Source organism: Escherichia sp. E2748, assembly GCF_005781125.1.
GTDB lineage: Bacteria > Pseudomonadota > Gammaproteobacteria > Enterobacterales > Enterobacteriaceae > Escherichia.
On record NZ_VATP01000019.1, the window covers coordinates 161841 to 181219 of the forward strand.

The following is a 19379-nucleotide window of genomic DNA, read 5'->3' on the forward strand; positions in this document are numbered from 1 at the left end:
CAAACATGCAAACCATCACCATCGCCCCACCCAAGCGCAGCTGGTTCTCGATCTTCAGCTGGGCCGTTGTTCTCGCCGTGCTGGTCGTCTCGTGGCAGGGCGCGGAAATGGCCCCGCTCACGCTGATTAAAGATGGCGGCAACATGGCGACGTTCGCCGCCGACTTCTTCCCGCCCGATTTCAGCCAGTGGCAGGATTACCTCACCGAAATGGCCGTCACGCTGCAAATCGCCGTCTGGGGAACTGCGCTGGCCATCATTCTCTCCATTCCCTTCGGTCTGATGAGCGCCGAAAATCTGGTGCCCTGGTGGGTTTACCAGCCCACGCGCCGCCTGATGGACGCCTGCCGCGCCATTAACGAAATGGTCTTCGCCATGCTGTTCGTGGTCGCCGTCGGCCTCGGTCCGTTCGCTGGCGTGCTGGCGCTGTTTATCCACACCACCGGCGTGCTCTCCAAACTGCTTTCCGAAGCAGTGGAAGCGATTGAACCCGGCCCGGTGGAAGGCATTCGCGCCACTGGCGCCAACAAGCTCGAAGAGATCCTCTACGGCGTACTGCCACAGGTGATGCCACTGCTGATTTCCTACTCCCTCTATCGCTTCGAATCCAACGTCCGCTCGGCGACCGTCGTCGGCATGGTCGGCGCGGGCGGGATCGGCGTCACGCTGTGGGAAGCGATTCGCGGTTTCCAGTTCCAGCAAACCTGCGCCCTGATGGTGCTGATTATCGTCACGGTCAGCCTGCTGGATTTCCTCTCTCAACGGTTGCGTAAGCACTTTATCTGATTAGCGAGGCATTGATATCTATGCACTTGTCTACACATCCGACCAGCTACCCAACACGCTATCAGGAGATAGCCGCAAAACTTGAGCAGGAGCTTCGTCAACACTATCGCTGCGGTGACTATCTCCCCGCGGAGCAGCAACTGGCGGCGCGCTTTGAGGTGAACCGCCACACCCTGCGCCGCGCCATCGACCAACTGGTGGAAAAAGGCTGGGTACAGCGCCGTCAGGGCGTCGGCGTGCTGGTGCTGATGCGCCCGTTCGATTACCCGCTCAACGCCCAGGCGCGTTTTAGCCAGAACCTGCTGGATCAAGGTAGCCATCCCACCAGCGAAAAACTGCTGTCGGTGCTGCGCCCCGCCTCCGGTCACGTCGCTGATGCGCTGGGGATAACCGAGGGGGAGAACGTCATCCACCTGCGCACCCTGCGTCGGGTCAACGGCGTCGCGCTCTGTTTAATCGACCACTACTTTGCGGACCTCACGCTCTGGCCGACGCTGCAACGCTTCGACAGCGGCTCGCTGCACGATTTTCTGCGCGAGCAAACGGGGATTGCGCTGCGCCGCAGCCAGACGCGGATCAGCGCCCGCCGCGCCCAGGCCAAAGAGTGTCAGCGCCTTGAAATCCCGAATATGTCGCCGCTGCTGTGCGTGCGCACCCTTAACCACCGTGACGGTGAAAGCAGCCCGGCGGAGTACTCCGTCAGCCTGACGCGCGCCGACATGATTGAATTCACTATGGAGCACTGAATGCACGCAGATACCGCGACCCGCCAGCACTGGATGTCCGTGCTGGCGCACAGCCAACCGGCTGAACTGGCAGCCCGCCTGAAAGCGCTGAACATCACCGCCGACTATGAAGTGATTCGCACCGCTGAAACCGGCCTGGTGCAGATTCAGGCGCGGATGGGCGGCACCGGCGAACGCTTTTTTGCTGGCGACGCCACGCTCACCCGCGCCGCCGTACGCCTGACTGACGGCACGCTCGGCTACAGCTGGGTGCTGGGGCGCGACAAACAGCACGCCGAACGCTGTGCGCTGATTGACGCACTGATGCAGCAATCTCGCCACTTTCAAAACTTATCAGAAACCCTTATTGCCCCGCTGGACGCTGACCGTATGGCACGCATTGCCGCACGTCAGGCCGAAGTGAACGCCAGCCGGGTCGACTTCTTTACGATGGTTCGCGGAGACAACGCATGACCCTGGAAACCGCTTTTATTCTTCCCGTGCAGGATGCCCAGCACAGTTTTCGTCGCCTGTTAAAGGCCATGAGCGAACCGGGCGTGATTGTCGCCCTGCATCAGCTCAAACGCGGCTGGCAGCCGCTGAATATCGCCACCACCAGCGTGCTGCTGACGCTGGCCGATAACGACACGCCGGTGTGGCTTTCCCAGCCATTAAGTAACGATATCGTCAGCCAGAGCCTGCGTTTTCATACCAACGCGCCGCTGGTCAATCAGCCGGAACAGGCGACCTTTGCGGTGACGGATGAGGCGATTTCCAGCGAACAGCTCAACGCCCTTTCCACCGGCACCGCCGTTGCACCAGAAGCGGGCGCGACGCTGATTTTACAGGTCGCCAGCCTGAGCGGCGGGCGCATGTTGCGCCTCACCGGCGCGGGCATTGCCGAAGAACGGATGATTGCCCCGCAGCTGCCGGAGTGCATTCTGCACGAACTCACCGAGCGCCCGCACCCGTTCCCGCTCGGCATCGACCTGATCCTGACCTGCGGCGAGCGCCTGCTGGCTATCCCGCGAACCACTCATGTGGAGGTGTGCTGATGTACGTTGCCGTGAAAGGGGGCGAAAAGGCGATCGACGCCGCCCACGCTCTGCAAGAGAGCCGACGCCGGGGCAATACCGATTTGCCTGAACTGAGCGTCGCCCAGATTGAACAGCAGCTTAACCTTGCGGTGGATCGCGTGATGACCGAAGGCGGCATTGCCGACCGCGAACTGGCAGCGCTGGCGCTGAAACAGGCCAGCGGCGATAACGTTGAAGCAATTTTCCTGCTGCGCGCCTACCGCACCACGCTGGCAAAACTGGCGGTGAGCGAGCCGCTCGACACCACCGAGATGCGTCTCGAACGCCGTATCTCCGCCGTTTATAAAGACATTCCCGGCGGCCAGCTGCTTGGCCCAACCTACGACTACACCCATCGCCTGCTCGATTTCACCCTGCTGGCAAACGGCGAAGCGCCAACGCTGACCACCGCCGACAGCGAGCAACAGCCGTCGCCGCACGTTTTCAGTCTGCTGGCGCGTCAGGGGCTGGCGAAACAGGAAGAAGAGAGCGGCGCACAGCCGGACGACATCACCCGCACGCCGCCGGTTTACCCCTGCTCGCGTTCTTCCCGTTTGCAGCAGTTAATGCGCGGCGACGAAGGCTATTTGCTGGCGCTGGCCTACTCCACCCAGCGCGGTTACGGGCGCAATCACCCGTTCGCAGGCGAAATCCGCAGCGGCTATATCGACGTGTCGATTGTGCCGGAAGAGCTGGGATTTGCGGTGAACGTCGGCGAACTGCTGATGACTGAGTGTGAAATGGTCAACGGTTTTATCGACCCGCCGGATGAGCCGCCGCACTTTACGCGCGGCTACGGGCTGGTGTTCGGTATGAGCGAGCGCAAAGCGATGGCGATGGCGCTGGTTGACCGTGCGTTGCAGGCTCCGGAGTACGGCGAGCACGCGACAGGCCCGGCGCAGGATGAAGAGTTCGTGCTGGCGCATGCCGATAACGTCGAAGCCGCAGGCTTTGTCTCGCACCTCAAACTCCCGCACTACGTCGATTTCCAGGCCGAACTGGAGCTACTCAAACGTCTGCAACAGGAGCAGAACCATGGCTAATCTGAGCGGCTACAACTTTGCATACCTCGACGAGCAGACCAAACGCATGATCCGCCGCGCCATCTTAAAAGCGGTGGCGATCCCCGGTTATCAGGTGCCGTTTGGCGGGCGCGAAATGCCGATGCCGTACGGCTGGGGAACCGGCGGCATTCAGCTCACCGCCAGCGTGATTGGCGAAAGCGACGTGTTGAAGGTGATTGACCAGGGCGCAGACGACACCACCAACGCCGTGTCGATCCGCAACTTCTTCAAGCGCGTGACCGGGGTAAACACCACCGAGCGCACGGACGATGCGACGCTTATCCAGACGCGCCATCGCATCCCCGAAACGCCGCTGACCGAAGATCAGATCATTATTTTCCAGGTGCCGATCCCGGAACCGCTGCGCTTTATCGAGCCGCGCGAAACGGAAACCCGCACCATGCACGCGCTGGAGGAGTACGGCGTGATGCAGGTGAAGCTGTATGAAGATATCGCCCGCTTCGGTCATATCGCCACTACCTACGCCTATCCGGTGAAAGTAAACGGGCGCTACGTGATGGACCCGTCGCCGATCCCGAAATTTGATAACCCGAAAATGGACATGATGCCCGCCCTGCAGCTGTTCGGCGCGGGGCGCGAGAAACGCATCTATGCGGTGCCGCCGTTTACCCGCGTGGAAAGCCTCGATTTCGACGATCACCCGTTCACCGTCCAGCAGTGGGATGAGCCGTGCGCCATCTGCGGATCGACCCACAGCTATCTTGATGAAGTGGTGCTGGATGACGCCGGAAACCGCATGTTTGTCTGCTCCGATACCGATTATTGCCGCCAACAGAGCGAGGCCAAAAGCCAATGAATCAACCGTTACTTTCGGTCAATAACCTGACCCACCTTTACGCGCCGGGCAAAGGCTTTAGCGATGTCTCTTTTGATTTATGGCCGGGGGAAGTGCTGGGCATTGTCGGGGAATCCGGCTCCGGGAAGACCACGCTGCTGAAATCAATCTCCGCCCGCCTGACGCCGCAACAGGGGGAGATTTACTACGAGAACCGTTCCCTCTATGGCATTAGCGAAGCCGACCGCCGCCGCCTGCTGCGCACCGAATGGGGCGTGGTGCATCAGCATCCGCTCGACGGCCTGCGCCGCCAGGTCTCGGCGGGCGGCAATATCGGCGAGCGGCTGATGGCGACCGGGGCGCGTCATTACGGCGACATTCGCGCCACCGCGCAGAAATGGCTGGAAGAGGTGGAGATTCCCGCTAACCGGATCGACGACCTGCCGACCACCTTTTCCGGCGGCATGCAGCAACGTTTGCAGATCGCCCGCAACCTGGTGACGCATCCGAAGCTGGTGTTTATGGACGAGCCAACCGGCGGGCTGGATGTGTCGGTACAGGCACGCCTGCTCGATCTGCTGCGCGGTCTGGTGGTGGAGCTGAATCTGGCAGTGGTAATTGTCACCCACGATCTGGGCGTCGCCCGCCTGCTGGCGGACCGTTTGCTGGTGATGAAGCAGGGGCAAGTGGTGGAGAGTGGGTTAACCGACCGTGTGCTCGACGACCCGCATCACCCGTATACCCAACTGCTGGTGTCATCGGTTTTGCAGAATTGAGCCGGTGCCGGATGCGGCGTAAACGCCTTATCTGGCCTACAAATGCGCTCCCAGTAGGTCGGATAAGACGCATCAGCGTCGCATCCGACACCCGAACCACGAGGCGAAAAATGATTAACGTACAAAACGTCAGTAAAACCTTCATCCTGCACCAGCAAAACGGCGTGCGCCTGCCCGTCTTACAACGCGCCTCGCTCACCGTCAACGCGGGCGAATGCGTGGTGCTCCACGGCCACTCCGGCAGCGGCAAATCAACCCTGCTGCGCTCGCTGTACGCCAACTATCTGCCCGACGAAGGGCAAATCCAGATCAAACACGGTGACGAATGGGTAGACCTGGTCACTGCACCAGCGCGCAAAGTGGTGGAAATCCGCAAAACCACCGTCGGCTGGGTGAGCCAGTTTCTGCGCGTCATCCCGCGTATTTCGGCGCTGGAAGTGGTGATGCAGCCGCTGCTCGATACTGGCGTTCCGCGTGAAGCCTGCGCCGCTAAAGCCGCGCGTCTGCTCACGCGCCTGAACGTACCGGAACGCCTGTGGCACCTTGCGCCATCAACCTTCTCCGGCGGCGAACAGCAGCGCGTCAACATTGCCCGTGGCTTTATCGTCGACTACCCCATTCTGCTGCTCGACGAACCCACCGCCTCGCTGGACGCCAAAAACAGCGCCGCCGTAGTCGAGCTGATTCGCGAAGCCAAAGCCCGTGGCGCGGCCATCGTCGGCATCTTCCATGATGAAGCCGTACGCAATGACGTCGCCGACCGCCTGCACCCAATGGGAGCCTCTGCATGATTATCAATAACGTCAAACTGGTGCTGGAAAACGAAGTGGTGCACGGTTCGCTGGAAGTACAGGATGGCGAAATCCGCGCCTTTGCCGAAAGCCAGAGCCGCCTGCCAGAAGCGATGGACGGCGAAGGCGGCTGGCTGCTGCCGGGGCTGATTGAGCTGCATACCGACAACCTCGATAAATTCTTCACCCCGCGCCCGAAAGTTGACTGGCCTGCCCACTCGGCGATGAGCAGCCACGACGCACTGATGGTGGCGAGCGGCATCACCACCGTGCTGGATGCCGTAGCAATTGGCGACGTGCGCGACGGCGGCGATCGGCTGGAGAATCTGGAGAAGATGATCAACGCCATCGAAGAGACGCAGAAACGCGGCGTCAACCGCGCCGAGCACCGTCTGCACCTGCGCTGTGAACTGCCGCATCACACTACGCTGCCGCTGTTTGAAAAACTGGTGCAGCGCGAGCCGGTCACGCTGGTGTCGCTGATGGACCACTCACCGGGCCAGCGCCAGTTCGCCAACCGCGAGAAGTATCGCGAATATTATCAGGGCAAATACTCGCTCACCGATGCGCAGATGCAGCAGTATGAAGAGGAGCAGCTGGCGCTCGCCGCACGCTGGTCGCAGCCGAATCGCGAAACCATCGCCGCCCTGTGCCGCGCCCGACAAATTGCCCTCGCCAGCCACGATGATGCCACGCACGCGCACGTTGCCGAATCCCACCAGCTTGGCAGCGTGATCGCCGAATTTCCCACCACGTTCGAAGCGGCGGAAGCTTCGCGCAAGCATGGCATGAACGTACTGATGGGCGCGCCCAATATCGTGCGCGGCGGTTCGCACTCCGGCAACGTGGCGGCCAGTGAACTGGCGCAGCTTGGCCTGCTGGATATCCTCTCTTCCGACTACTACCCCGCCAGCCTGCTGGATGCGGCGTTCCGCGTCGCCGATGACCAGAGCAACCGCTTTACACTACCGCAGGCGGTGAAGCTGGTGACCAAAAATCCGGCCCAGGCGCTGAATCTTCAGGATCGCGGGGTGATTGGCGAGGGTAAACGCGCGGACCTGGTGCTGGCGCATCGCAAGGGCAATCACATTCATATCGACCACGTCTGGCGTCAGGGTAAAAGGGTGTTCTGATGATGGGAAAATTGATTTGGTTGATGGGGCCGTCCGGCTCCGGGAAAGACAGCCTGCTGGCGGAACTCCGCCTGCGGGAACAAACGCAGTTACTGGTGGCGCATCGCTACATCACGCGCGATGCCACTGCCGGAAATGAAAACCATATCGCCCTAAGCGAGCAGGAGTTTTTTTCCCGCGCGGGGCAACAACTCTTCGCGTTGAGCTGGCACGCCAATGGTTACTATTACGGCGTCGGGCTGGAGATCGACCTCTGGCTGCACGCCGGATTCGACGTGCTGGTCAACGGCTCACGTGCACATTTGCCGCAGGCGCGGGCGCGCTATGAATCGGCGCTGCTGCCCATCTGTTTACAGGTTTCGCCGGAGATCCTCCGCCAGCGTCTGGAAAACCGTGGCCGTGAAAACGCCAGTGAAATTAACGCCCGCCTGGCGCGCGCCGCCCGCTATACTCCGCAGGATTGCCATACGCTCAACAATGACGGCAGCCTGCGCCAGTCGGTCGACACGCTGCTGACGCTGATCCATCAGAAGGAGAAACACCATGCCTGCTTGTGAGCTTCGCCCGGCCACGCAGTACGATACCGACGCGGTTTACGCGCTGATTTGTGAGCTAAAACAGGCGGAGTTTGACCATCACGCGTTTCGCGTGGGCTTTAACGCCAACCTGCGCGACCCGAATATGCGCTACCATCTGGCGCTGCTGGATGGCGAAGTTGTCGGCATGATCGGCCTGCATTTGCAGTTTCATCTGCATCATGTCAACTGGATCGGCGAAATTCAGGAACTGGTGGTGATGCCGCAGGCGCGCGGTTTGAACGTGGGTAGCAAGTTGCTGGCATGGGCAGAAGAAGAAGCCCGCCAGGCCGGGGCCGAAATGACCGAGCTTTCCACCAACGTGAAGCGCCACGACGCGCACCGTTTCTATCTGCGCGAAGGCTACGAGCAGAGCCACTTCCGCTTCACGAAGGCGCTGTAACATGAGCCTGACCCTCACGCTCACCGGCACCGGCGGCGCACAGGGCGTTCCGGCATGGGGCTGCGAGTGCGCGGCCTGCGTCAGAGCACGGCGCTCGCCGCAGTATCGCCGCCAGCCGTGCAGCGGCGTAGTAAAGTTTAACGACGCAATCACCCTGATCGACGCCGGGCGGCACGATCTCGCCGATCGCTGGTCACCCGGATCGTTCCAGCAGTTTTTGCTGACGCATTATCATATGGATCACGTGCAGGGGCTGTTTCCGCTGCGCTGGGGCGTTGGCGATCCGATCCCGGTTTACGGCCCGCCGGATGAACAGGGTTGCGACGATCTGTTTAAACATCCGGGCCTGCTTGATTTCAGCCACACGGTGGAACCGTTTGTAGTGTTTGATTTGCAGGGGGTGCAGGCCACGCCCCTGCCGCTCAACCACTCAAAACTCACTTTCGGCTATTTACTGGAAACGGCACATAGCCGGGTGGCGTGGCTGTCTGACACCGCTGGCCTGCCGGAAAAAACGCTGAAATTTTTACACAATAACCAGCCGCAAGTGATGGTGATTGATTGCAGCCACCCGCCGCGCGAGGATGCGCCGCGTAATCACTGCGATTTAAACACCGTGCTGGCGCTGAATGAAGTTATCCGCTCACCGCGCGTGATTCTGACGCACATCAGCCACCAGTTTGATGCGTGGCTGATGGAGAACGCGCTGCCGTCGGGATTTGAGGCGGGGTTTGATGGGATGGAGATTGGGGTAGCGTGATGGGGAGAATGTGCGCACTGGCCCCCTCACCGCCCATACTCATCTTCCATTCTCCGCTCTTCATCTTCCAGTTGCCGACGCTCCCGATCAAGCTGGCGCTGGCGATCGTCCAGCTGCCTGCGGCGATCTTCAAACTGGCGGTGGCGGTCGTCATATTGTCTGCGCCGATCGTCGCTCACTTGACGCTGCCAGCCGTCGTCGCGCGAATCTTCATAGTCTCGCCCACGGTCAGGGTTATAAGCGTCGTTAATCGCCTGCTGAATATTGCCAATGGTGTCGTCGATAATATCGGCCTGGGCCGGAACGGTGGACAGCGTGAGCAGGGTGAAAAGAAAGAGCGTGGAGTAAGGTTTCATAAGCCAGTCTCTGCAATGGACTGGCTTAACGTTAGTTGAGTGTGAATGAGCGGAGTAGCGGAGTAATCTCAAATTCGGTAAGGCGCAGACTCTTCCATTAGCTGGTTAGCTCGCTGTTTATTTTCCGCCACCAGCACAATGCCATGACATTTTTGATCCGGTGAAATACTCCAGATACGCTCTTCCGGAATGCAACCGCCATCGTAGATCACTTTCGTGCTATCGTAAGGCCAAAATGCCCCTTGTTCAGTGTCTAATACAAACACGGAAATCTGATCGGACTCGCGCGCGATCTTCTGCCAGAGCATCTTCCCGCCATCATATTGATCAAAATCGCTGATTAGCGTGATACCGCATTGCAGAATTAGCGCTTCATACAGCCGAGTTGCCAGCCCCTTATCGCGCTCACCAGGAGAGACACAAATACCTTCCACCTGTACCAGATCCGAGTCTTCCCACCAGCGTTCAACGGCAATGATATCGCTGCCGAACTCTTTTTTACGCTGCAGATCGAGAGCGGCAAGTACCCGATGACGCGGCACGCCTGCAAAAACTTCAATGTCCGCTTCAATGATGGCCGCTCTTGGTGTCTGCTTGTCATAAATTACCTGTAACAGACGTCCAGAAAGCTCGATCTCTTCCACCACGCGAAAAGAACGAGCAACCGTCATAGGGCTATAGGTGGTTGGCATCACGATCATATGTAAATCACTTCAATTCAGAACAGAATTGCTCACAATAGCAGCACGTTTGCTTCAGGCCTCTTGATAAATTCTGAAAATCATCCCTCAATTTGCCCCAGCGCCTGCGCCAGCTGCGCGCGGGTAAAAGGTTTGCGCAGTAGCGCCACATCGGGCAGCGCGGGGTTATGGCTGGGGCGTAAATCCTGGCCGCTGATGAGTAGCAGCGTCAGGTGCGGGTAAAGTTTGCGGGCTGCATTGACCACTTCTGCGCCGCTCATACCGCCGGGGAGCATTAAGTCACTGATAAAGATATCGATTTCTGCTGATGCCGCCAGCAGGTCCAGCGCCTGTTCGCCGCTGCTCGCTTCCAGCGTCAAATAGCCCAACAGGTGCAACTGCTCGCAGATGGTCTGGCGCACCGCGGCTTCATCTTCCAGCACTAACACCAGTTTATCGCCGCTGACGGCTGTCTGCTCTACCACCGCTGGCAATACGTTTTTCTCCGCCACCAGCGCGCGGGGAAGCTGTAATCTGACCGTTGTTCCTTGCCCTGGCGCGCTTTCAATTTCCACGCGCCCGCCGGACTGGCGCACGAACCCATAGACCATCGACAAGCCCAGACCGCTGCCACTGCCCGTCTGTTTAGTGGTAAAGAACGGCTCGAACACCTGGCTTTTCACCGCCTGCGACATACCACAGCCATGATCGATAACCTCCAGCGCCACCATGTCCTGTCGCTGCCCACTGCTGCGGGTGACACGCTGATTCCAGGTGCGAATTTTGATGATTCCCGTCTGCCCTTCCATCGCATCGCGGGCGTTCACTACCAGATTGATGATGGCGTTTTCCAGTTGGCTGACGTCAATCCACGCGGGCCACGCCGGAGACTGCGCTTCAATCTCCAGCGCCAGGGTTGCCGGTAAGGAGTGGCGCATTAATTCGCTTAACTCTTCCAGCAGAGTTTTCAGTTCAACGGCTTGCGGATGTAAGGACTGCTTGCGAGAAAACGCCAGTAGCCGTTGGGTCAGTAGCGCCCCACGTTCGGCGGCTTGCAGCGCCCGCTGTATTCGCGGCGCGTCGGGCGAGTCCATGTTCACCAGCTCCAGGCTGCCGATAATCACTGCAAGTAGATTATTAAAATCATGCGCCAGCCCGCCCGTCAGTTGCCCGACCGCTTTCAACTTCTGGCTGTGCAATAGCGCCTCTTCCAGCCCCTGCCGCTCGGTTTGGGCAATCTCCATCTGCGTGGTTTTCTCTTTCAACAGCCGGGACGTTCGTTCGAGTGACGCGGTATTGCGGGCGAAGACGTTAAAGGCGCGCGCCAGTTCACCCAACTCATCGCGCCGCTGTAGCGCCGGAAAAGTGACGTCCGCTTCGCCGTGCGCCAGGCGGCTCATGGCGCGGGAAATTGCCGTCAGGTTAGAGCCGAGATTGCGATAGATATACCAGCCTGCAAACGCGGTGATCACCACCGCTAACAGAGCGAAAATCATGATCAGCCTCTCGCCGGAGCGCAGATCCTGGTAACTTTGCGCCACCCGCTGACCGGAGAGCGTCGCTACCTGTTCGGCGTAACGGTTAATGTCACTATTGAGGATCGCCACCAGCGCTTTGATGTGAAACATATACCAGCTGATTGCCAGATCGCTTTGCTCCAGAGCTTCCGAAAGTGGCGCCAGATTGCGCAGTTCACGATTAAAATCAGTGAGTAGCGTATTGACCAACGGCGTATCGCTGTGGGTCGGGAATGCAGACATCACCCCGACCAGTTGATGAATAATCGCCTGCGGCGCGGGCGTGGCAATAGCGGCAACAATCAGTCGGTTCATCTCGTTAAGCAAAATGTCATCTTCCGCGTGAGTGACTTTTTGCAAATGCCGCAGATAACTTAAGTTTTGATATAGCGAACTTAACAGCGCGTTACGCTCCAGATGCCGCCTTTGCCCGCGCTCCAGCATTCCGCCGACGCTGGTTTGCAGTTCGTTACTACGCGTGATGATGCGCGCCACTAGCCCGGCGTCCTGCTGCGCTAAAGGCGCGTCCGCCAGTTGCTCAAGCGAGCTTTTTAATGCCCGCTGTGTCTCCTGCAATCGCTCGGCTTCACCTTTGTATTCCAGCGCCCCCACCACCTGTGACAATCGCACCGCCGCCGTCGCCACGTTTGCCGTGTCGCGCGCCAGATTCAGGCTGCCGGTCATATCATCCACCGTTTGCTGCTGCACCTGCTCCTGCATCTGGCTGGCATGACGAAAACCCATTACCGCCACGCCGCTGACCATCAGCGTCACCGCCACCACCAGCAAATTTAAAAGCAGCAATCGCCCGCGCGCGCTGGCAAAAAAGTGACGTCCGGGGTGCGCCATATCACGCTCCGTAAAGAAAAATCGCAATATGACAAATATGAACGGCTTCTGACATTTTGCATTTACTTTCCTGTGATGGAGTGCTGATATCGACAACCTCGCAGGAGTCTGCCATGAACAGCACGCCGGTTCTGGAGATGCGCAATATTGCCAAAGCCTTCGGCAAATTTTATGCGCTCAAGGGGGTGGATTTGACGGTTTACCCTGGCGAGATCCATGCCCTGATGGGGGAAAACGGCGCGGGAAAAAGCACGCTGATGAAGGTGCTGGCGGGGGCTTATACCGCCACCAGCGGCGAGATCCTGATTGACGGCAAGCCCTTTCACATTCGCACGCCAAAAGATGCCTTAAGCGCCGGTATTACGCTGATTTATCAGGAGATGCAGCTGGCACCGAATCTGACGGTAGCTGAAAACATTTTCCTCGGCAGCGAGCTTTCCCACGGCGGGCTGGTGCAGCGCAAAGAGATGCTGATGCAGGCGCAAAAAGTGATCGACCGCCTCGGCGCGCAGTTTAACGCCAGCGATAAAGTCATGACGCTGACCATTGCCGAGCAACAACAGGTCGAAATCGCCCGCGCGCTGCATCGCAACAGCCGCATTCTGGTGATGGACGAACCCACCGCCGCCCTCTCCTCGCGTGAAACTCACCGCCTGTTTGAACTGATTATGCGGCTGCGCGATGAAGGGATGGCGATTATCTATATCAGCCACCGCATGGCGGAAGTGTATGAGCTTTCCGATCGCGTCAGCGTGCTGCGCGACGGGCAATACGTTGGCAGCCTGACCCGCGATAACCTCAACGCCGGGGAGCTGGTGCGGATGATGGTCGGCAGGCCACTGAGCGATCTGTTCAATAAAGAGCGCGATATCCCGCTCGGTAAAGCCCGCCTGAATGTTCACCACCTGACCGACGGTGGCAAAGTCCAGCCGAGTAGCCTGCTGGTGCGTTCCGGCGAAATTGTCGGCCTCGCCGGGCTGGTAGGAGCCGGACGTTCAGAGCTGGCGCAGTTGATCTTCGGCGTGCATAAAGCGACGGGCGGAATGATTGAAGTCGATGGTGAACCGGTGGTGATCCACTCCCCGCGTGAGGCCATCGATCTTGGCATTGGTTTTCTCACCGAAAATCGCAAAGAACAAGGTTTGTTCCTTGAAATGGCAGCAGCCGAAAACATCACCATGGCAACCCTGGAGCGCGATGCCAGCTGGGGAATACTCAACCGCAAAAAAGCACAAACCATCTCCGATGACGCCATCAAGTTGCTCAACATCCGCGTGCCTCATGCCCAGGTGCGAGCGGGCGGGCTTTCAGGCGGCAATCAGCAAAAACTGTTGATCTCCCGCTGGGTGGCGATTGGCCCGCGTATTTTACTGCTCGACGAACCCACGCGTGGTGTGGATGTCGGCGCAAAAAGCGAGATCTACCGGATCATGAACGAGATGGCGCGCAAAGGCGTGGCGATACTGATGATCTCCAGCGAACTGCCGGAGATAGTCGGGATGAGCGATCGCGTTTATGTGATGCGCGAAGGCAGCATTGCCGGCGAGTTAAACGGCAAAAACATCACCCAGGAAAACATTATGACCTTAGCGACTGGCGTCAACGACGCCCATTCCCAGGCGGTGCCCTCATGATGACCTCTGCAAAGACCTCTGCCAAAAAAATGCTGATGAGCGATCTGATGCAAACGGTCGGCATTTTGCCCATTTTGATTCTGATCGTGGCGGTATTTGGCTTTATCGCGCCAAACTTTTTTACCGAAAGCAACCTGCTAAATATTACCCGCCAGGCGTCGATCAACATTGTGCTGGCGGCGGGGATGACCTTCATCATTTTGACTGGCGGGATCGACCTTTCTGTAGGTTCAATTCTCGGCACCACGGCGGTAGCGGCGATGGTCGTCTCCCTTAGCCCGGAGTTCGCCATGCTGTCGATTCCAGCGGCGCTGATGCTCGGCCTGCTGCTGGGTTTGTTCAACGGCGCGCTGGTGGCCTTTGCCGGATTGCCACCGTTTATCGTCACGCTCGGCACCTATACGGCGCTACGCGGGGCGGCGTATCTGCTGGCGGACGGCACCACGGTCATCAACTCCAACATTAATTTCGAGTGGATAGGTAATAACTATCTTGGGCCTGTCCCGTGGCTGGTGGTGATTGCCCTCGCAGTGATTGTGCTGTGCTGGTTTATTCTGCGCCGCACCACGCTTGGCGTTCATATCTACGCCGTCGGCGGCAATATGCAGGCAGCGCGTCTTACCGGCATTAAGGTCTGGCTGGTGCTGCTGTTTGTTTATGGCATGAGCGGCCTGCTTTCAGGGCTTGGCGGGATTATGAGCGCCTCGCGGTTGTACAGCGCCAACGGCAACTTAGGCATGGGGTACGAACTGGATGCCATTGCGGCGGTGATCCTCGGCGGGACCAGTTTTGTCGGTGGTATCGGCACCATCACCGGCACGCTGGTTGGGGCGCTGATTATCGCCACGCTAAACAACGGCATGACCCTAATGGGCGTCTCTTACTTCTGGCAACTGGTGATCAAAGGGGCGGTGATCATCATTGCGGTGCTGATCGATAAATACCGTACCCGACATCATCAAAGCGCATAACAACAATACCCTACACATGAGGAATACAGCATGAGATTGAAGCCCTTAGTGACCGCGCTCTGTGCAGGCGCGCTGCTGGCCGCAGCTCCGTTCGCCCAGGCAAAAGAACTGAAGTCGATAGGCGTGACGGTAGGCGATCTGGCAAACCCATTCTTCGTGCAGATCACCAAAGGCGCGGAGCTGGAAGCGCGCAAACTGGCGGGCGATAACGTCAAAGTGACGCTGGTGTCCAGCGGCTACGATCTGGGCCAGCAGGTGTCGCAGATCGACAACTTTATCGCCGCTAACGTCGATATGATCATCCTCAACGCTGCCGATTCAAAAGGGATCGGCCCGGCGGTGAAACGGGCGAAAGACGCCGGGATCGTGGTCGTCGCAGTTGACGTAGCGGCAGAAGGCGCCGATGCCACCATCACTTCCGATAACACCCAGGCAGGCGAAATGGCCTGTAAGTACATCACCGATCGCCTGAAAGGCAAAGGCAACGTGGTGATCATCAACGGGCCTCCGGTGTCCGCCGTGCAAAACCGCGTTGAAGGCTGCCAGACTGAATTTAAACGCCATCCTGACATCAAGGTGCTCTCTGACAACCAGAACGCCAAAGGCAGTCGTGAAGGCGGGCTGGAGGTAATGACCGGACTGCTGGCGGCAAATCCGAAGATCGACGGCGTATTTGCCATTAACGATCCCACCGCGATCGGGGCCGATCTGGCAGCCAAACAGGCACAACGTAGCGAGTTCTTTATTGTCGGCGTTGACGGAAGCCCGGACGCCGAAGAGGCGCTGAAACGTGAGAACTCGTTGTTTGTCGCCACCCCTGCGCAAGATCCCCAGGTGATGGCAGCGAAAGCGGTGGAAATTGGCTACGACATTTTGCAGGGCAAACCCGCGCCGAAAGAGCCGGTGCTGATCCCGGTGACGATGATCGACAAAAACAACGTCGGCAATTACAAAGGCTGGACGGTGAAATAAGTCCACACGCCGGGCGGCGCAGCTGCCCGGCCACCGCTAAGGAGAACGCTTTCGATGAAACGCTCCGCTATAAACGACATTCTCGGCCATACACGGCAATTCTTTTCGCAACATGACGTGCATCTTCCGCCCTTTGCCAGTTTCACGCCTGCCCAATGGCAACAACTCGACTCCACTGCGTGGGAGGAAGTTTTTGAGCTCAAACTCGGCTGGGATGTTACCGCTTTTGGTGGCAACGACTTTGCTGCACAGGGGCTGACGCTGTTTACCCTGCGTAACGGCTCACCAAAAGGAATGCCGTATGTGAAATGTTACGCCGAGAAGATCATGCATGTGCGCGATGCGCAGGTAACGCCAATGCATTTTCACTGGCGTAAGCGTGAGGACATTATCAATCGCGGCGGCGGCAATTTGATTGTTGAACTGTGGAATGCCGATAGCAACGAGCAAACGGTTGATAGAGACGTTACGGTGGTGATCGACGGCTGCCGCCAGAAACATACCGCAGGCAGTCAGTTGCGCCTGTCTCCCGGCGAAAGTATCTGCCTGCCGCCTGGCCTTTATCACAGCTTTTGGGCAGAAGCCGGTTTTGGCGATGTGCTGGTTGGCGAAGTCTCTTCTGTTAATGACGACGACCACGATAACCACTTTTTACAGCCGCTGGACCGCTACAACCTGATTGACGAAGACGAACCGGCCCAGTTGGTGTTGTGTAACGAATACCGCCAGTTCCGCTGAATAAGGAGAACGTTATGCCGTTGATTTCTCTCGCTGAAGGGCTGGCTCATGCCCGCGAACATCACTATGCGTTAGGCGCGTTTAATGTGCTGGACTCACACTTTTTACGCGCGCTATTCGCTGCGGCCAGACAGGAACGCTCGCCGTTTATTATCAACATTGCCGAAGTACATTTTAAATATATCTCGCTGGATTCCCTGGTCGAAGCCGTGAAATTTGAAGCGGCGCGCCATGCCATTCCGGTGGTGTTAAATCTCGATCACGGGCTGCATTTTGAATCGGTGGTGCAAGCATTGCGGCTGGGATTCAGCTCGGTAATGTTTGACGGCTCCACGCTGGAGTATGAAGAAAATGTCCGCCAGACGCGGGAAGTGGTGAAAATGTGCCATGCCGTTGGCGTATCGGTAGAAGCTGAACTGGGCGCGGTAGGTGGCGACGAAGGCGGTGCGCTTTACGGTCATGCCGATGAATCTCTGTTTACCGATCCGCAACTGGCGCGTGATTTTGTCGACCGTACCGGCATTGACGCGCTGGCCGTGGCGATTGGCAATGCACACGGCAAATATCGCGGCGAACCGAAACTCGATTTCCCGCGCCTCGACGCTATCCGCCAGCAGGCGGCTATCCCGCTGGTGTTACACGGCGGCTCAGGGATTAGCGATGCCGATTTCCGCCGCGCCATCGAACTGGGTATCCACAAAATCAATTTCTACACGGGTATGTCGCAAGCGGCGCTGGCAGCCGTTGAGGCCCGAATGGCGCGCCGTCTGCCGATGTATGACGAGTTTGCCGAGTTACTGCTGGCAGTGGAAGCCGCCATCAGCTATACGGTTGCACAACAGATGCGTATTTTCGGCAGTGCGGGGCAAGCATGATGGAACGTAAAGGGATTATCGCCGCAGGCAATATGCTGGTTGACCACGTCCATCAGATTATCCAGTGGCCAGAGCGCGGCTGGCTGGCGGAAATCACCCACAGCGAACGCTCAACCGGAGGCGCGCCGCTTAACGTCCTGCTGACGCTGGCGAAAATGCGCACCGGGTTGCCGTTACAGGCGGTCGGGCTAATCGGTCAGGACAGCGACGGCGATTACATCATGGCGATGCTTGAGCAATATCACGTCAATCGCCAGCATGTGCAGCGCACCACCTTTGCCCCGACGTCGATGTCGCAGGTGATGACCGACCCCGGCGGGCAGCGCACCTTTTTCCATTCGCCGGGCGCTAACCGACTGCTTGATCTTCCGGCGTTCGATCAGCTTGATAACAGCATGAAGATTTTCCATCTCGGCTATTTACTGTTGCTCGATAGCCTGGATATGCCGGACGATGTTTACGGTACTCGTAGCGCGCGTCTGCTGGCGCAAATGCGTGATAATGGCTTTGAAACCTCGCTCGACCTTGTCTCCCGCAAGGGCGATCCGCGTTATCAGCCGATGGTGCTGCCCGCGTTGCGCCATCTGGATTATCTGATAATTAACGAACTGGAGGCCGGGGAGTTTAGCGGGCTGGAAATTCGCTTACCCAACGGCGAACCGCATATCGTGCATATTGCTGCCGCCGCGCGTGAACTGTTAGATGCGGGCGTACGCCAGCGAGTGGTGATCCACTGCCCGGAAGGTGCCTGGGGAGAGACACCGGAACAGGGCGGCGTGTGGATCCCTTCGCAAAAGTTAGAACAACGGGAAATTATCGGCAGCGTCGGCGCGGGCGATGCATTTTGTGCCGGATTTTTATATGGCTGCCATGAACGCTGGACGCTTACCGAGAGCATCAAACTGGCACACGCCTGCGCGCGGGCAAGCCTGTTATGTGCCAATGCTATCGACGGGGCAAAAACGCTGGAAGAACTACAAACAGAATTGTCGGATTAGTGCACGTCGGCAGCGAAGACATACCCCAGACCGCGCAGAGTTTTAATCAACATCGGCTGATGCGGGTTTAGTTCGATTTTGCGGCGTAAGCGCATGATTAATACGTCGATGGTGCGATCAAACACCTCCACGCTATCGCTGTGGGTGAACTCCAGCAACTGCTCGCGGCTCAATACCCGACGAGCGTTTTGCGCCAGGGCCAGTAACAAGCCATATTCGCCCTGGGTCAGCTCGACATGTTGTTGTAGCGGATTGTGCAACTGGCAGCGCGTGGTATCGAGATACCAGCCATTGAATGACAGCCCGGCGTTTTTCTCCTCATTGACTGCCAGCGCGCCAACGCGCCGTAGCACCGCTTTTAGTCGCGCGACCACGACCCGTGGGGTAAACGGCTTGCAGATGTAATCATCTGCGCCCATTTCCAGCCCGACCACCACATCAGACTCACTGCCCAGGCCGGTCAGCATCACCACCGGCAGTGCAGGACGCATTTTCTGTAATTGTTGCAATACCCTCAGGCCGTTGGTATCGGGTAGCATCATATCCAGCACCACCAGCGCGATATCAGGATCGCCCTCAACACGTGATATTGCCTCCTGCCCGGTATGGCAGACTGAAACCGTAAAGACATGTTCACTTAACACGTCCTGCAACAGTGCGCAGATAGCCGTGTCATCATCCACCACCAGCACAACAGGTTTCATGGTTATACTCCGAATTATTCACCTGATTAATCATTGTGCGGACTTCTTGCCGAAGTGAAAGAGAAAAGCAATATATATAATAAAAACATAAGTTAGGTCACATTATTGATGACAATAATAAATATGCCGTAATTTTCCCTCTTCAGCACAAATGCCTAATAAAATGGCTCGTTCCGCTCACACTTCCACTTATTAAAGTCG

At 58.1% G+C, this 19379-nt stretch carries 22 protein-coding genes; 18 read left to right on the forward strand and 4 right to left on the reverse strand.

What is annotated here, in order from left to right; all coding sequences use genetic code 11:
- Positions 1–5: 5 nt before the first annotated feature.
- The 12 genes from phnE to phnP all read left to right on the forward strand — a co-directional run bounded on the left by phnE (position 6) and on the right by phnP (position 8884).
- Positions 6–785, forward strand: coding sequence for a phosphonate ABC transporter, permease protein PhnE (gene phnE / locus FEK42_RS15790; RefSeq protein ID WP_130259490.1), 780 nt, complete (start codon positions 6–8; stop codon positions 783–785).
- Positions 786–805: 20 nt separating this feature from the next.
- On the forward strand, positions 806–1531 hold the full coding sequence (gene phnF, locus FEK42_RS15795) for a phosphonate metabolism transcriptional regulator PhnF (RefSeq protein ID WP_001295387.1): 726 nt from the start codon (positions 806–808) through the stop codon (positions 1529–1531).
- Complete coding sequence (gene phnG, locus FEK42_RS15800) at positions 1532–1984, forward strand: phosphonate C-P lyase system protein PhnG (protein WP_000542776.1); 453 nt, start codon at positions 1532–1534, stop codon at positions 1982–1984.
- Positions 1981–2565 (forward strand): phosphonate C-P lyase system protein PhnH, encoded by a 585-nt coding sequence (phnH, locus tag FEK42_RS15805; protein ID WP_130205887.1) that lies wholly within the window; start codon positions 1981–1983, stop codon positions 2563–2565. Before phnG ends, phnH begins: the two co-directional genes overlap by 4 nt.
- Positions 2565–3629: an alpha-D-ribose 1-methylphosphonate 5-triphosphate synthase subunit PhnI gene (gene phnI, locus FEK42_RS15810; protein WP_135493273.1), complete on the forward strand. Its 1065-nt coding sequence runs from the start codon at positions 2565–2567 to the stop codon at positions 3627–3629. The genes phnH and phnI overlap by 1 nt, the downstream gene beginning before the upstream one ends.
- Positions 3622–4467: an alpha-D-ribose 1-methylphosphonate 5-phosphate C-P-lyase PhnJ gene (gene phnJ / locus FEK42_RS15815; protein ID WP_000002284.1), complete on the forward strand. Its 846-nt coding sequence runs from the start codon at positions 3622–3624 to the stop codon at positions 4465–4467. Before phnI ends, phnJ begins: the two co-directional genes overlap by 8 nt.
- Entirely contained in the window at positions 4464–5222 is a 759-nt protein-coding gene (gene phnK / locus FEK42_RS15820) for a phosphonate C-P lyase system protein PhnK (protein ID WP_135493272.1), read from the forward strand. The genes phnJ and phnK overlap by 4 nt, the downstream gene beginning before the upstream one ends.
- A 110-nt stretch (positions 5223–5332) precedes the next feature.
- The gene (phnL, locus tag FEK42_RS15825) at positions 5333–6013 is read left to right on the forward strand and encodes a phosphonate C-P lyase system protein PhnL (protein WP_000611425.1); all 681 of its coding nucleotides are present in this window, start codon (positions 5333–5335) and stop codon (positions 6011–6013) included.
- Positions 6010–7146: an alpha-D-ribose 1-methylphosphonate 5-triphosphate diphosphatase gene (gene phnM / locus FEK42_RS15830; protein ID WP_135493271.1), complete on the forward strand. Its 1137-nt coding sequence runs from the start codon at positions 6010–6012 to the stop codon at positions 7144–7146. Before phnL ends, phnM begins: the two co-directional genes overlap by 4 nt.
- Entirely contained in the window at positions 7146–7703 is a 558-nt protein-coding gene (phnN, locus tag FEK42_RS15835; protein ID WP_138211887.1) for a ribose 1,5-bisphosphokinase, read from the forward strand. Before phnM ends, phnN begins: the two co-directional genes overlap by 1 nt.
- Entirely contained in the window at positions 7690–8124 is a 435-nt protein-coding gene (phnO, locus tag FEK42_RS15840) for an aminoalkylphosphonate N-acetyltransferase (RefSeq protein ID WP_001110490.1), read from the forward strand. Before phnN ends, phnO begins: the two co-directional genes overlap by 14 nt.
- A gap of 1 nt (position 8125) precedes the next feature.
- The gene (phnP, locus tag FEK42_RS15845) at positions 8126–8884 is read left to right on the forward strand and encodes a phosphonate metabolism protein PhnP (RefSeq protein WP_135493270.1); all 759 of its coding nucleotides are present in this window, start codon (positions 8126–8128) and stop codon (positions 8882–8884) included.
- A 26-nt stretch (positions 8885–8910) separates the two neighbouring features.
- Here phnP and yjdP read toward each other — a convergent pair whose 3' ends face one another.
- The 3 genes from yjdP to FEK42_RS15860 all read right to left on the reverse strand — a co-directional run bounded on the left by yjdP (position 8911) and on the right by FEK42_RS15860 (position 12286).
- On the reverse strand, positions 8911–9240 hold the full coding sequence (gene yjdP / locus FEK42_RS15850) for a DDRRRQL repeat protein YjdP (RefSeq protein WP_130205873.1): 330 nt from the start codon (positions 9238–9240) through the stop codon (positions 8911–8913).
- A 68-nt stretch (positions 9241–9308) separates the two neighbouring features.
- Positions 9309–9941, reverse strand: a complete 633-nt coding sequence (locus tag FEK42_RS15855) for a GNAT family N-acetyltransferase (RefSeq protein ID WP_131161367.1) — start codon at positions 9939–9941, stop codon at positions 9309–9311.
- A gap of 80 nt (positions 9942–10021) precedes the next feature.
- Positions 10022–12286 (reverse strand): hybrid sensor histidine kinase/response regulator, encoded by a 2265-nt coding sequence (locus FEK42_RS15860; RefSeq protein ID WP_135493269.1) that lies wholly within the window; start codon positions 12284–12286, stop codon positions 10022–10024.
- Between the two features lie 113 nt (positions 12287–12399).
- Between FEK42_RS15860 and FEK42_RS15870 the strand changes: the two genes are divergently transcribed.
- Genes FEK42_RS15870 through FEK42_RS15895 form a run of 6 tightly spaced genes read left to right on the forward strand, consistent with a single transcriptional unit; the run spans position 12400 to position 18474 of the window.
- Positions 12400–13920, forward strand: coding sequence for a sugar ABC transporter ATP-binding protein (locus tag FEK42_RS15870; protein ID WP_135493268.1), 1521 nt, complete (start codon positions 12400–12402; stop codon positions 13918–13920).
- Positions 13917–14891 carry a ribose ABC transporter permease gene (locus FEK42_RS15875; protein WP_130215630.1) on the forward strand — a complete coding sequence of 325 codons (975 nt, stop codon included), beginning with the start codon at positions 13917–13919 and terminating at the stop codon, positions 14889–14891. Before FEK42_RS15870 ends, FEK42_RS15875 begins: the two co-directional genes overlap by 4 nt.
- A 30-nt stretch (positions 14892–14921) precedes the next feature.
- A complete protein-coding gene (locus FEK42_RS15880; RefSeq protein ID WP_130205867.1) occupies positions 14922–15863 on the forward strand; it encodes an ABC transporter substrate-binding protein in 942 nt (313 codons plus the stop codon).
- Between the two features lie 54 nt (positions 15864–15917).
- Positions 15918–16601, forward strand: a complete 684-nt coding sequence (locus FEK42_RS15885; protein WP_135493267.1) for a D-lyxose/D-mannose family sugar isomerase — start codon at positions 15918–15920, stop codon at positions 16599–16601.
- 14 nt (positions 16602–16615) lie between these two features.
- On the forward strand, positions 16616–17476 hold the full coding sequence (locus FEK42_RS15890) for a ketose 1,6-bisphosphate aldolase (protein ID WP_135493266.1): 861 nt from the start codon (positions 16616–16618) through the stop codon (positions 17474–17476).
- The gene (locus FEK42_RS15895; protein ID WP_130205861.1) at positions 17473–18474 is read left to right on the forward strand and encodes a carbohydrate kinase family protein; all 1002 of its coding nucleotides are present in this window, start codon (positions 17473–17475) and stop codon (positions 18472–18474) included. The genes FEK42_RS15890 and FEK42_RS15895 overlap by 4 nt, the downstream gene beginning before the upstream one ends.
- On the opposite strand, the gene FEK42_RS15900 is transcribed toward FEK42_RS15895, so the two are convergent.
- Positions 18471–19178, reverse strand: coding sequence for a response regulator transcription factor (locus FEK42_RS15900; protein ID WP_130224323.1), 708 nt, complete (start codon positions 19176–19178; stop codon positions 18471–18473). The genes FEK42_RS15895 and FEK42_RS15900 overlap by 4 nt on opposite strands.
- Positions 19179–19379 lie beyond the last annotated feature (201 nt).

Excerpts from the sequence above, each read along its gene's own strand:
- phnE (WP_130259490.1), top strand. The coding sequence starts at position 6 with ATGCAAACCATCACCATCGCCCCACCCAAGCGCAGCTGGTTCTCGATC.
- phnF (WP_001295387.1), top strand. The coding sequence starts at position 806 with ATGCACTTGTCTACACATCCGACCAGCTACCCAACACGCTATCAGGAG.
- phnG (WP_000542776.1), top strand. The coding sequence starts at position 1,532 with ATGCACGCAGATACCGCGACCCGCCAGCACTGGATGTCCGTGCTGGCG.
- phnH (WP_130205887.1), top strand. The coding sequence starts at position 1,981 with ATGACCCTGGAAACCGCTTTTATTCTTCCCGTGCAGGATGCCCAGCAC.
- phnI (WP_135493273.1), top strand. The coding sequence starts at position 2,565 with ATGTACGTTGCCGTGAAAGGGGGCGAAAAGGCGATCGACGCCGCCCAC.
- phnJ (WP_000002284.1), top strand. The coding sequence starts at position 3,622 with ATGGCTAATCTGAGCGGCTACAACTTTGCATACCTCGACGAGCAGACC.
- phnK (WP_135493272.1), top strand. The coding sequence starts at position 4,464 with ATGAATCAACCGTTACTTTCGGTCAATAACCTGACCCACCTTTACGCG.
- phnL (WP_000611425.1), top strand. The coding sequence starts at position 5,333 with ATGATTAACGTACAAAACGTCAGTAAAACCTTCATCCTGCACCAGCAA.
- phnM (WP_135493271.1), top strand. The coding sequence starts at position 6,010 with ATGATTATCAATAACGTCAAACTGGTGCTGGAAAACGAAGTGGTGCAC.
- phnN (WP_138211887.1), top strand. The coding sequence starts at position 7,146 with ATGATGGGAAAATTGATTTGGTTGATGGGGCCGTCCGGCTCCGGGAAA.
- phnO (WP_001110490.1), top strand. The coding sequence starts at position 7,690 with ATGCCTGCTTGTGAGCTTCGCCCGGCCACGCAGTACGATACCGACGCG.
- phnP (WP_135493270.1), top strand. The coding sequence starts at position 8,126 with ATGAGCCTGACCCTCACGCTCACCGGCACCGGCGGCGCACAGGGCGTT.
- yjdP (WP_130205873.1), bottom strand. The coding sequence starts at position 9,240 with ATGAAACCTTACTCCACGCTCTTTCTTTTCACCCTGCTCACGCTGTCC.
- FEK42_RS15855 (WP_131161367.1), bottom strand. The coding sequence starts at position 9,941 with ATGATCGTGATGCCAACCACCTATAGCCCTATGACGGTTGCTCGTTCT.
- FEK42_RS15860 (WP_135493269.1), bottom strand. The coding sequence starts at position 12,286 with ATGGCGCACCCCGGACGTCACTTTTTTGCCAGCGCGCGCGGGCGATTG.
- FEK42_RS15870 (WP_135493268.1), top strand. The coding sequence starts at position 12,400 with ATGAACAGCACGCCGGTTCTGGAGATGCGCAATATTGCCAAAGCCTTC.
- FEK42_RS15875 (WP_130215630.1), top strand. The coding sequence starts at position 13,917 with ATGATGACCTCTGCAAAGACCTCTGCCAAAAAAATGCTGATGAGCGAT.
- FEK42_RS15880 (WP_130205867.1), top strand. The coding sequence starts at position 14,922 with ATGAGATTGAAGCCCTTAGTGACCGCGCTCTGTGCAGGCGCGCTGCTG.
- FEK42_RS15885 (WP_135493267.1), top strand. The coding sequence starts at position 15,918 with ATGAAACGCTCCGCTATAAACGACATTCTCGGCCATACACGGCAATTC.
- FEK42_RS15890 (WP_135493266.1), top strand. The coding sequence starts at position 16,616 with ATGCCGTTGATTTCTCTCGCTGAAGGGCTGGCTCATGCCCGCGAACAT.
- FEK42_RS15895 (WP_130205861.1), top strand. The coding sequence starts at position 17,473 with ATGATGGAACGTAAAGGGATTATCGCCGCAGGCAATATGCTGGTTGAC.
- FEK42_RS15900 (WP_130224323.1), bottom strand. The coding sequence starts at position 19,178 with ATGAAACCTGTTGTGCTGGTGGTGGATGATGACACGGCTATCTGCGCA.